Consider the following 11,627-nt stretch of genomic DNA (forward strand, 5'->3'; position numbering starts at 1 on the left):
TTTTTCGCAACAATGCTGCGCAGATATTTTGGATTCACCTTGACGCGATGCGTCGGCGCTTCCTAGAGTGGGTAGGGACTGCACAATGGACGCCGGTGCAGATGCCACTGCGGGCTACGCCCGAAGGAATCACAATGACCGACATCCTCGACCGGGCGCGCGGCGCACTGCATGCCCAGCCGTTCAGCATGCTGCTGGGCACCGAACTGATGCACACCGGCACCAACGAACTGACGCTGTGTCTGCCGATCCGCGACGAGTTGCGGCAACAACATGGCTTTGTGCATGGCGGTGTCATCAGTTATCTCGCCGACAATGCGCTGACGTTCGCCGGCGCGCTGTCGCTGGGGCCGAAGGTCGTGACCGGCGAGTACAAGATCAACTATCTGCGGCCGGTGATGAACGGCACGCTGATCGCGCGGGCGAAGGTCGTCTACGCGGGGCGCTATCAGGCGACCTGCCAGTGCAATGTGTATGTGATGGACGGGCAGCGCGAGAAACTCGTCGCCGTTGCGCAAGGCACGATCAATCGCATCAGCGAGAACGGCGAGCACGAACCGGCGGGTTGATCGGAACCGTGCACTAGAGATGGGACGGGCGAGTCATAAGGCTCACACCGGGGTACATAAAAAAACCGCGCCTGCTGGGAAGCAGGCGCGGTTTTTCATTCTGAACGGTGCCAATTGTGCGGCTTACTGCACCGTCTATCGCACCGCTTATTCCGCCGCGTAAGTCTTCTGCGTCTGTTCGCCGAGACCTTCAATACCGAGACGTATCGTCTGGCCTGGCTTCAGATACACCGGATTCGGCTTCACGCCCATGCCGACGCCCGGCGGCGTGCCGGTCGAAATCACGTCGCCCGGTTGCAGGCTCATGCACTGCGACACATACGACACCAGCTTCGCGACGCCGAACACCATCGTCTTCGTGCTGCCGTTCTGATAGCGGTGGCCGTCCACTTCAAGCCACAGGCTCAGGTTCTGCGGATCGGCGACTTCATCGCGCGTCACGACCCAGGGGCCGATCGGACCGAACGTATCGAAGCCCTTGCCCTTGTCCCACGTGCCGCCGCGTTCGATCTGCCATTCGCGTTCCGACACGTCGTTGATCACGCAGTAGCCGGCGACATAGTCGAGTGCGTTCGCTTCGTCGATATATTTCGCGGGCTTGCCGATCACCACGCCGAGTTCAACTTCCCAGTCGGTCTTCTTCGAGCCGCGCGGAATTTCGACGTCGTCGTTCGGGCCACTGATCGCGCTCGTCCACTTGTTGAAAATCACCGGTTCCGCCGGCACCGGCAGATTCGATTCTGCAGCGTGGTCCGCGTAGTTCAGCCCGATGCAGATGAACTTGCCGATCTTGCCGACGCACGGTCCCATGCGCGGATTGCCTTCGACCAACGGCAGCGAAGCCGGATCGAGTGCGCGCAGCTTGGCGAGGCCTTCGTCAGTCAGCGCGGCGCCGTCGATATCGCCAACCACCTTCGACAAATCGCGAATCTTGCCTTGCGCGTCGAGCAGGCCCGGCTTTTCCTGGCCTTTCGGCCCATAACGAAGCAGTTTCATCGTTGCACTTCCCTTTCCGTTCAGTGGTATTCGGTTCGTGTTTCAGCGTTGATCAGACCGCGTCAGTTCGACCAGCCGCCGTCGATCACATGCGCGTGGCCGGTGGTAAACGACGATTCGTCCGACGCGAGATACAGCGCCAATGCGGCGATCTCTTCCGGCTTGCCGATGCGGCCCATCGGCTGACGCGCGACAAAGGCCGCCTGCACGGCGTCGAGCGTCGCGCCCTGCGCCTTGGCCTGCTCAACGATCCGCTGTTCGAGCGACGGTGAATGCACCGTGCCCGGGCAGATCGCGTTACAGCGTACACCACGTGTGATGAAGTCTGCAGCGACGGACTTGGTCAACCCGATCACCGCGGCTTTCGACGCGCTGTAGGCAAAGCGGTTCGGCACGCCCTTCACGCTCGAGGCCGCTGACGACATATTGATGATCGAGCCGCCGCCCTTCTCCACCATCGCCGGCAAAAACGCGCGGATCATGCGGTACATCGCCTTCGCGTTCAGGTCGAAGGCGAAGTCCCAATCTTCTTCGCTGCATTCGAGAATCGAGCCGGCATGCACGAAGCCCGCGCAGTTGAACAGCACGTCGATCGCGCCGAGTTCGGTGGCCAGCGCCTTGATCGCCGCGTTGTCGCGCACGTCGAGCTTGCGCGCTTCGACCGGCTTGCCGGCGAGTCCGTCGATGCGGATATCGGTGGCGATCACGCGCGCGCCTTCGCGCGCGAACATTTCCGCGGTGGCGAGACCGATACCTTGTCCTGCAGCGGTGATCAGGGCCGTCTTGCCGGCCAGTCTTTGTGTCATCTACGACTCCAGTTGAATGGGCTTGCTCTTGTCTTCGTAATTCGTCTTCGTCACATCAAAGTCGATAAAACGCAGCGGCGTTGCCGCCGAAAACCGCGTCACGCTCGGCGTCGCTCAAGGACGCGAGCAAGGTGTTCGCCACCGAGTGCCAGACCTGATAGTCGCCGTTCAGATCGAGCACGGGCCAGTCGCTGCCCCACATCAAACGCGAGGGGCCGAATGACTTCAGCAGATGCTCGACATACGGATGAAGCGTTTCTTCGCTCCAGCCAGGCGACGCTTCGGTGACGAGTCCCGACAGCTTGCAATGCACTTGCGGCAACTTTGCGAGCCGCGTGATTGCGTCGGCCCATGATTGCCAACCCGCGCGACCGTAACGGATCGGTGGCTTCGCGCCGTGATCGACGACGATGCGCAGCGCGGGGAAACGCGCCGCGAACGTTTCGAAAGGCTCGACATGCCGCGCGTAAATCAACGCGTCGAACGCGAGGTCGTGCTCGATCAGTGCTTCGATTGCGGGCGCGAGATCGGGATTCGCAATCCACGTATCGTCGGGCAGATCCTGCAGCATCGGCCGCACGCCTTTGAACTTCGACTCATGCGCCAGCGCTCCAATCACGGCCGGCGCCGTGGGTAACAGCAACGGCACCCAGCCGACCACACCGGCAATCGATGGCTCATGCCGCGCGATGTCCAGCAAGTAGCGCGTTTCATCGATGGTCGGCGCTGCCTGGACCACCACCGTCCGTTCGACGCCCGCTGCTTCTCGCAGTGGCTTGAGATCGTCGGGACCGAACAGCCGGTACAGGATTTTCAGTTCCGGCGTGAGCCACTCGTAGTCGCCACGAGCGGGGTCCCAGTAGTGCTGGTGGGCGTCGATACGTATCGTCAAATCAATCCTCCGGCGCGGGCGCGCGGCTGTCGAGCAAGCCCTTGTCACGCAACGCGGACCACAGATCCGCGGGGATCGGCTGCTCGAACGACGCGGCGTTCTCGCGCAATTCATTGGCACTGCGCGCGCCGGTCAACACGGTTGCGACCGCCGGATGCGCATACGGAAACTGCAAAGCTGCGGCGGCAAGCGGCACGCCATGCACCCGGCACACCGCTTCCAGCCGCGCGACGCGTTCGATGATTTCGCTCGGCGCGTCGCCGTAATTGAATTTCAGATCGCCCGCGACGCCGCGCGCCAGAATGCCTGAGTTGAACGCGCCGCCTAACAGAATGCTGACGCCGCGTTGTTCACATGCTGGGAGCAGATCGTTGAGCGTGGTCTGTTCGAGGAGCGTATAACGGCCCGCGAGCAACGCGCAATCGATATCGAATTCGGCCATCACATCGAGTATTGCCGCGCCTTCGTTGACGCCGAGCCCGACCGCTTTGACCGCGCCCGAGGAGCGCAGATCATCGAGCGCACGAAAGCCGCCGCCTTCGGTGAGTTGCCGCCAGTAATGGGGGTTCTTGTCGCCATGCGTGACAACGCCGATATCGTGCACCAGCAGAATGTCGATATCGACCATGCCGAGACGCTGCTGGCTGTCTTCGAACGAACGCAGAATGCCGTCGTGCGTGTAGTCGAAGATCGCCTGGAACGGCAGCGGGTCTTGCCAGCCTTCGCTGCCGTCGTAGGGCGTGGTGCGCGGTACGAAGCGGCGCCCGACTTTGGTGGACAGCACGTATTCACTACGCGGGTAGCCGCGCAACGCGTCGCCTAGACGGTGCTCGGCTTTCGTGTGACCGTAGTGCGGCGCGGTGTCGAAAAAGCGCACGCCGACGTCCCACGCAGCGGCGATAGTCGCATGCGCTTCTTCTTCGGACAGATCGCGGTACAGACCACCCAACGGCGCCGTACCGAGCCCCAATCCGGATACCTGCAATGCACGACGGCCAATGTTGCGCCGCTGTTCGATCTTCGAACCGATCTTTGCCGTCATGGACCACGTCTCCTATGTCGACCAGAGTTGGCGCTTTAGCGCTTACTCTGGTCCCATGCAAAGCTGTCGATCGGAGTTAGCGCATCAGCGCTTACTCTGATCCCGTTTATGTTTTAGCACGTGCCGGCGATGTTTGCCCGCTGCCGCGCTAGTAGCGACTGACTTGGCGCGCTGATGGCCGCTGAATCGAATACGGCTCGCGCTCGCGGCCGTACTGATCGCTGAGGTCGCTAGGCCCGCTCAGTGCGGCTCGATCGCAACAACCCGATGCGGCGGTGCAGCGTTCGACGGCAAACAGGCCGGGCCCATTGGTTCGAAAGTCTTGTACGTCAGGATGAATTCCTGATGACCGAGCATTTCCGATTTCGACGCCGCCCCGAGCGACACCGCCACCGTTTGCTCGAACACCTCGCGGCCGACTTCGTCGAGCGTGCCGCGGCCTTCGAGAATGCGCCCTGCATCGACGTCCATATCGCCGGCGAGATTGCGGTAGGTCGCGGGATTCGCGCACACCTTGATGACCGGTGAAATCGCCGAGCCGACCACCGATCCACGTCCGGTCGTGAACAGAATCACATGCGCGCCGCATGCGATCAGCTCGCCGATTTCCGCGTTGTCGCTGATGTTCGGAAAGCCGAAGCGCGGTTCGCCGTCAGGTACGACGTCGAGAAGATAAAGGCCGCCGGTCGGCGGAACGTCGCCGGGTTTGATAATGCCGACAATCGGCGACGCGCCGCTTTTCGCATACGCGCCCAACGATTTCTCTTCCTGCGTGGTGAGGCCGCCGTCCGCATTGCCGACGGCAAAACTGCCATGCCCGAGGATCGAGTAGTAGCGCGCCGCCTTCGCCACGCACGCGACAATTTCATCGCCGAGTTCTGGCCTCGCGGCACGCGTTTTCATATGAAACTCGCAACCCACCAACTCGCCGGTTTCTTCGAAGATGCAGGTCGCGCCCGCGTCGATCAGATGATCGAACGCACGGCCCACAGCCGGGTTTGCGGTGATGCCGCTGGTTCCGTCCGAGCCGCCGCAAATCGTGCCGATCACCAGTTCGCTCAGCGCCATCGGCACTTTCTGCTGCGCGGCAAGTTGCTTGCGGGCGTCGCGAATCCAGTCGACGCCGTATTGAATCGTGCTGCGTGTGCCGCCTTTTTCCTGGATCGTCAGGACTTCGACAGGACGGCCGCTCGCGCGCACCACGTCCACAAGGTAATGCTTGTTCATGCTCTCGCACCCGAGCGACACGAACAGCACCGCGCCTACGTTGGGATGCGTGGTGAGGCGCTCGAGCATCTTTTCGGCGTAGCCATTCGGATAGCAACCGGGAAAGCCGATCAGATGCACCGGCGGCTCGCGTTCGGCTGAAGGATCGTCGAACGCGTCGAGCGGTTCGCGAAACTGCGTGACGATCTCGCGCGCGACGTGATGCGCGCACTCGACCAGATACGCCACCGCAACCACATTGCGGATGCCCTTGCGGCCATCCTTGCGCGGATAGCCCTGCAACAAGGGCTGATGCTGCGCGGCGGCGGATGCTACGGAAGTGTCAGTCATGATCATTCCAGCGCGGCGCAAGGCCACGTCAATGTGCTCAATTCAGTGATGGACGAACTCGTGGCCCGCGTCGTGCGTATACGTGGGCAGGTAATCGCTTTCGAGGTTGTGCGTATGCAGATGCGCGCCGCGCGCCACCGCCTCGGTCACGTGACCGATCACCGCGCCGTAACGCAGCACCTTGTCGTCTCTCGCAAGTTCATGGCGCGCGACCTTGTGACCGAGATCGATGGTTTTGGTGAGCGTCACGCGCTCGCCTTCGATCTCGACTTGCGTGCCCGCATCGAGACGCGCCGCCGCGATCAGGCAGTTATCCGCGGGGCTGAGCAGGATCAGGCGTGGATCGATTTGCAACGTTTGGGGCGTTTGCGGGGTTTGCGTTGAGCTGCTGGTCAAGTGCGTTCTCCGTGATGCGTGTGCATTAGTTCTGGCCTTCGCCGCTGGCGAGCCGTGCCACCATCAGCGAGCCGAGGATGATCGCGCCGTAGATCGCCTGAATCCAGAACGACGGCACCTGGGCCAGCGTCAGCAGGTTCTGCACGACGCCGAGCAGCAACACGCCGGTGAGCGCACCGAGCATGGAGCCCTTGCCGCCGTCGAGCGAAATGCCGCCGATCACCGCCGCCGCGAACACCGTGAAAATCATGCCGTTACCCTGGTTCGCGTTGATCGCGCCGACGTACCCGGTCACGATCAGACCGCCCACCGAGGCCAGCATACTGCCGAGCACGAATACGCCCCACGTAATACGCTCCACGCGAATCCCCGCCGCGCGCGCCGCTTCCGGATTGCCGCCGATCGCGTACAACGCGCGACCCAGGCGGTGATAGCGCAGCACGAACGCAGCGATGGCAAACGCTGCCGCCGCGAGCCACACCGACAAGGGCAAACCGAGCACGATCGTGGTGGCGAGCGAGAAGAACGACGGCGGCATATCGAACAGCGTGCCGCCTTTGGTCGCACCGACCAGCATGCCGCGCAGCACGATCAGCATCGCCAGCGTAACGATGAAGGCGTTCAATCGCAAACGCACCACCAGGAAACCGTTGACGAAGCCAATCACCGCGCCAACCACGAGGATAGCCAGCAAACCCGCCGCCGCCGGCCATTGCAACCCGAAGCCCGCGGACGCCGCCGGCATCACCAGCATCGCGCCGATAGCCGGCGCAATGCCCACCGTCGATTCGAGCGACAGATCGAACTTGCCGGTCAACACGATCAGCGATTCGGCGAGCACAACCAATGCCAATGCCGCGGACGCCCCCAGCACGCTGATCAGATTTGCCTTCGTCAGAAAGCTCGGGCTGACGAACGCGCCGATCACGAGCAGCAACGCAAGCGCGGGCAGCAAGGCCAGTTCGCGCAGCCGGGCGAGTTCGCTGCGGGCACGTTTGCCGCTTGAGGCCGCCGCGATCGGCTGCGGTTGCGCTTGAGCTTGCGCGGTGCCGAATGCAGGGCTGGGCACACTATTCTTCATGGAGACTAACTCCTTCAACGGATGCGATCAGGTCGTGGTCTTGCCAACCCGCGGGAAATTCGGCCGCGACACGGCCACGGAACATGACCAGCACACGGTCACAGGTACGCAGATCGTCGAGTTCGCCGGACACGACCAGCACGGCCTTGCCCTCCTCTCGCACGCGATCCACGACTGACAGCAACGCCTCTTTCGATTTCACATCGACGCCTGCCGTAGGGTCGATCAATACAAGCACGTTCGGATCGGTGGCGAGTGCGCGTGCCATCACGACCTTCTGCTGATTGCCGCCCGACAGCCCTGACACGACATGCTCGGGGCCTTGCGCGACGATGCCGAGCGCGTCGATCATCTTCTGACCGAAGGCGTTCTTTTTCGCAGGCGGCGCGATGCCGAATTTGCCAAGCAGGCGCGCGATCGTCATCGAGGCGTTTTCGGCAACCGATTGCGTCAGCACCAGGCCTTCGTGATGGCGATCCTTCGGCACGCAACCGATGCCGTGAGCCAGCGCAGCAGGGACATCGCCAGGCGGCAGCGTTGTGCCATCCACGCTGATCGAGCCACGCCTCGCCGCGCGCAAACCGGCAATCGCTTCGGCCACGCTCGTGCGGCCGCTGCTAGTTGCGCCGGTCAGCCCGACCACTTCGCCACGCTTCACCGTGAACGACACACCTTCGTAATCGGAACCCACCAGATCTTTGACTTCCAGCGCAATGGCGGTGTCCGCCGGCAACGCATCGCGCGCCGCCGCGTCAGCGACGGCCAGGCCGCCGCGCTCGCCGGTCATCGCTTCGATCAATTGCTCGCGCGGCAACGCGGAAACCGGCGCGCTGACGATATGCCGCGCGTCACGCAGCACCGTCACCGCCTGGCAGATTTCATAGACCTCTTGCAGATGATGAGAAATAAAGAGGAACGTCACGCCTTCGCGCTGCAACTCGCTGATGCGGCGGAACAGGCGCTTGATTTCGTCGCCGTCGAGTTGCGCGGTCGGTTCGTCGAGAATGATGAAGCGCGCGCCGTACGACAGCGCCCGCGCAATCTCCACGAGTTGCCGTGCTTCCACGCTCAGATCGCCGGCGCGCGCATCTTCGCGTACGTCGATCTTCCAGTGATCGAGCAACTCACGTGCATCGCGGCGCATGGCGCGCCAATCAATCACGCCCCCTCGTGACGGCTGCCGGTTGATGAACAGATTCTCCGCGACGCTCAGATCGCGAATGATCGTCGAATGCTGATAAACGCAGGCCACACGCTCGCGCCACGCATCACGGTCCGCGATCGACGGCGCGGCCGTGCCGCCAAAACGCACCTCGCCGGTATCGGGCTTGCGCAAGCCGGTGAGGATCGACACCAGCGTCGATTTGCCCGCACCGTTACGCCCGACGAGCGCATGCGACTCACCAGGCATCACCCGGATGCTCACGTCTTTCAGCGCGGCCGTGGAGCCGAAGCGTTTGGTGACCTCAAACGCTTCGACGACCGGCACGGAGGGCGTCGGCTCGCTCATTTAACGGTATTGCCCCACAAGGCTTTGTCGTCGACATTCGCCTTCGTGACGAGCGGTGCGGGCAATTGATCTTCGAGAATGCCCGGCGCCAGCTGGACGATGTTGCTGCCGTGATCCGTCGGGCCCGGCTTGAAGGTCTGTCCGGCCAACGCGGCCTTGATGTAGAAGAGACCGTATTTCGCGTAGGAATCGGCAGGCTGCGAAATGGTGGCGTCGATATCACCACGACGGATGGCCTCGAACTCCTGCGGAATGCCGTCGTTACTGACAATCACGACGTGCTTCGCATCGCCGGCCGGAAACAGCATCTGCTTGCGGCGCAACGTTTGCAGCGTGGGCGACAGATAGACGCCGCCTGCCTGCATGTAGATTGCCTTCACGTCAGGATTCGCGGTGAGCAGGCTGTCGAGCGCGGTAGCCGCGACGTCACCCTTCCAACTTGCCGGAATCTCCAGCAGCGACAAACCCGGGAAGCCCTTCAGACACGAGCGGAACGCTTCGGAGCGGTCGCGTCCGTTCACCGACGCCAGGTCGCCCATGATCTGCACAACCTTGCCCGACTTCACGTGCTCGCCGATGTACTTGCACGCTTTCTCGCCGTAGGCGTGGTTGTCGGCGCGCACCACCATCGCCACCTTGCCTTGCGTCGGCGCGACGTCGACGGCGACCACCGGCACGTTCTTCGCCGATGCCGCATCGAGCGCGCGACTGATCGCCGCCGAATCCAGCGGGCCGACCACGATGCCTTTCGCACCGAGGTTCAGCAGGTTGTTCATGTCGGTGATCTGCTGGACCGGATCGCCGTTCGAATTGACCGGCGCGAGGATATCGATGCCCATGTCCTTCGCGTACTTGGGCAGATAGTTGTTGTACGACTGCCAGAACGGCGACGTGAGAAGCGGCAGACCGAGGCCGACCTTGCCGGCGTCAGCGGCGTGTGCCGCACCACTGACGGCGAAGCTGGCGACGCAAGCTGCCGCCGCAATGGCGAACAACGAACTCTGGAACAAACGGCGAGCCGGGTGCGGCCCTTTCGCGAACGACATGGTTGTCTCCTATGTCGGTCCGGAGTTAGCGCTTTAGCGCTTACTCCGGCCCCATGCAAAGCAATGCGTTGTGGGAACTGCGTGAACCCGCCATGCGAGTGGTGGGCACTTGGTCCTGCGCTTTCTTATGAAGTATTGGTGTGCGTTCATTCACCAATGAACGTATTATTCATATACGGACTTTTCGAAGTCAAGCGATGTGCACTGCATCATGCCTCGGTGTTTCCCCTGGCGCGTGCCACCTCGCACGAGATTCCCCACGCACTTACACTCACGCGCCAGATAATGAGAACAACACACGGAACCTCGCTCACCATGGACGCAGACGACAAAGACGACGCCGACCGTTACCGCGCCCCCGCGTTGGACAAGGGCCTCGACATCCTAGAACTGCTCGCGGAGCAGAAAGAAGGGCTGACGCGCGCCGAAATCACCAAGCGGCTGGGACGCAACGCGAGCGAGATGTACCGGATGCTGGAGCGACTGGTCGCACGGCAGTACGTGGTGCGCTCGGCGGCGGGCGACCGCTATTCGCTGAGCCTGAAGCTGTATGCGCTCGCACATCGTCATCCGCCGATGAACCGCCTGATCTCCGAAGCCCTGCCGCTGATGCAGCGTTTTGCCGATGCCGCGGAGCAATCGTGTCACCTCGTGGTGTGCGACCGCGGCAATCTGCTGGTGATCGCGCAAGTGGACGGACCGGGCACGTGGGGCATGTCGGTGCGGCTCGGCTCGCGGGTCGGCCTGATCGATACGGGTTCGGGCCGCGTGATGCTCGCGTTTCAAAGCGTCGAGCAACGCGACCAGATGCTGGCCGAACACACCAAGGTGAAAGGCGAAGTCACGATCGATCGCGAAGCCCTGGAACAGGCATGCGAGCGGATTCGCGCGGCGGGTTTTTCGCAGAAGGACAGTCAGCAGACCTTCGGTGTCACGGACGTCACGTTTCCGATCCAGGGGCCGTCGGGTCAGGCGATCGCGGTGCTCACGTGTCCGTACTTGCGGCGCATCGACGAATACGTCGCGCCGACGCTGGAGGCGGCAACGGCGCTGCTGCGTGAGACGGTGCAGGCGCTCTCGATGTTTCGGGAAGAGGCTGTTTAATGCACATGGTTTAGAATGGCGACCCTTTCAAAAATCACGCCGCAGGGGTCTCCTCATGCGCGCTCAACGATCAAGCAATGGCGAAACTTCTGACCGATTCCGAATTCCAGCGTTTTTCCGAACTTCAGCAGAAGCAGTCGAGCTTCACGATCACGCCCGAAGAAGCCGACGAACTGCGCGACATCGTCGCTCATGCGCAAAAGCGCCGTGACGACCGCGCTGCGGCGATGCACAGCATCGAGACCTTCATTCAGCAATTCGACATCAGCCCGGACGAGCTGTTTTCGGCTGAGCAGATCGGCGACGCCGCGCGCACCTTCGGCCTGATTCCGGCCGCGAAGAAAGAGCGCGTGCTGCCGCCGCAGTTCACGTTCAACGGCAAGCCGTATCAATGGACGGCGCGTCCGCTGCCGGACGACATCCGCGTGCCGCTGTTCGACGCCTTCAAGGCGGGTGAATCGGTGAAGTCGTTCATCGCGACGCTGAAGGACGCGAACCGTTGCGCCGCGACCATCGCGCGTCTGGAACGCGAAACCGGTGCTGTGTACGCTGAAGCGTTGCTGGAAGAGTTGTCCGTGACCCGCACGCAGGTCGACGAAGCCGCGGCGAAGTTGCCGGCTTAAAAGCT

The 11,627-nt window shown here is 62.5% G+C and carries 12 protein-coding genes; 3 read left to right on the plus strand and 9 right to left on the minus strand.

Annotated elements, in window-relative coordinates:
- Nucleotides 1–134 precede the first annotated feature (134 nt).
- Nucleotides 135–569 (plus strand): PaaI family thioesterase, encoded by a 435-nt coding sequence (locus FSO04_RS01305; RefSeq protein WP_154557986.1) that lies wholly within the window; start codon nucleotides 135–137, stop codon nucleotides 567–569.
- 147 nt (nucleotides 570–716) lie between these two features.
- Here FSO04_RS01305 and FSO04_RS01310 read toward each other — a convergent pair whose 3' ends face one another.
- The 9 genes from FSO04_RS01310 to FSO04_RS01350 form a co-directional block, all read right to left on the minus strand.
- A complete protein-coding gene (locus tag FSO04_RS01310; RefSeq protein WP_154557987.1) occupies nucleotides 717–1,565 on the minus strand; it encodes an ureidoglycolate lyase in 849 nt (282 codons plus the stop codon).
- Nucleotides 1,566–1,627: 62 nt separating this feature from the next.
- Entirely contained in the window at nucleotides 1,628–2,371 is a 744-nt protein-coding gene (locus tag FSO04_RS01315) for an SDR family oxidoreductase (RefSeq protein ID WP_154557988.1), read from the minus strand.
- A 55-nt stretch (nucleotides 2,372–2,426) separates the two neighbouring features.
- Nucleotides 2,427–3,257 carry an amidohydrolase family protein gene (locus FSO04_RS01320; RefSeq protein ID WP_168435531.1) on the minus strand — a complete coding sequence of 277 codons (831 nt, stop codon included), beginning with the start codon at nucleotides 3,255–3,257 and terminating at the stop codon, nucleotides 2,427–2,429.
- 7 nt (nucleotides 3,258–3,264) lie between these two features.
- On the minus strand, nucleotides 3,265–4,305 hold the full coding sequence (locus tag FSO04_RS01325) for an aldo/keto reductase (protein ID WP_093634398.1): 1,041 nt from the start codon (nucleotides 4,303–4,305) through the stop codon (nucleotides 3,265–3,267).
- A 240-nt stretch (nucleotides 4,306–4,545) separates the two neighbouring features.
- Nucleotides 4,546–5,862: a UxaA family hydrolase gene (locus FSO04_RS01330; protein ID WP_154557990.1), complete on the minus strand. Its 1,317-nt coding sequence runs from the start codon at nucleotides 5,860–5,862 to the stop codon at nucleotides 4,546–4,548.
- A gap of 42 nt (nucleotides 5,863–5,904) precedes the next feature.
- On the minus strand, nucleotides 5,905–6,258 hold the full coding sequence (locus FSO04_RS01335) for a UxaA family hydrolase (protein ID WP_174825265.1): 354 nt from the start codon (nucleotides 6,256–6,258) through the stop codon (nucleotides 5,905–5,907).
- 25 nt (nucleotides 6,259–6,283) lie between these two features.
- Nucleotides 6,284–7,339 (minus strand): ABC transporter permease, encoded by a 1,056-nt coding sequence (locus tag FSO04_RS01340; RefSeq protein ID WP_154557991.1) that lies wholly within the window; start codon nucleotides 7,337–7,339, stop codon nucleotides 6,284–6,286.
- The gene (locus FSO04_RS01345; protein WP_154557992.1) at nucleotides 7,329–8,849 is read right to left on the minus strand and encodes a sugar ABC transporter ATP-binding protein; all 1,521 of its coding nucleotides are present in this window, start codon (nucleotides 8,847–8,849) and stop codon (nucleotides 7,329–7,331) included. Before FSO04_RS01345 ends, FSO04_RS01340 begins: the two co-directional genes overlap by 11 nt.
- The gene (locus FSO04_RS01350; protein WP_166618132.1) at nucleotides 8,846–9,895 is read right to left on the minus strand and encodes a sugar ABC transporter substrate-binding protein; all 1,050 of its coding nucleotides are present in this window, start codon (nucleotides 9,893–9,895) and stop codon (nucleotides 8,846–8,848) included. The genes FSO04_RS01345 and FSO04_RS01350 overlap by 4 nt, the downstream gene beginning before the upstream one ends.
- A 315-nt stretch (nucleotides 9,896–10,210) precedes the next feature.
- Here FSO04_RS01350 and FSO04_RS01355 point away from each other — a divergent pair, with 315 nt between their 5' ends.
- A complete protein-coding gene (locus FSO04_RS01355) occupies nucleotides 10,211–10,999 on the plus strand; it encodes an IclR family transcriptional regulator (protein ID WP_154557993.1) in 789 nt (262 codons plus the stop codon).
- Nucleotides 11,000–11,076: 77 nt separating this feature from the next.
- Nucleotides 11,077–11,622, plus strand: coding sequence for a hypothetical protein (locus tag FSO04_RS01360; RefSeq protein WP_054034758.1), 546 nt, complete (start codon nucleotides 11,077–11,079; stop codon nucleotides 11,620–11,622).
- Nucleotides 11,623–11,627 lie beyond the last annotated feature (5 nt).

It is taken from the genome of Paraburkholderia madseniana, from assembly GCF_009690905.1.
Taxonomy (GTDB): Bacteria; Pseudomonadota; Gammaproteobacteria; order Burkholderiales; family Burkholderiaceae; genus Paraburkholderia; species Paraburkholderia madseniana.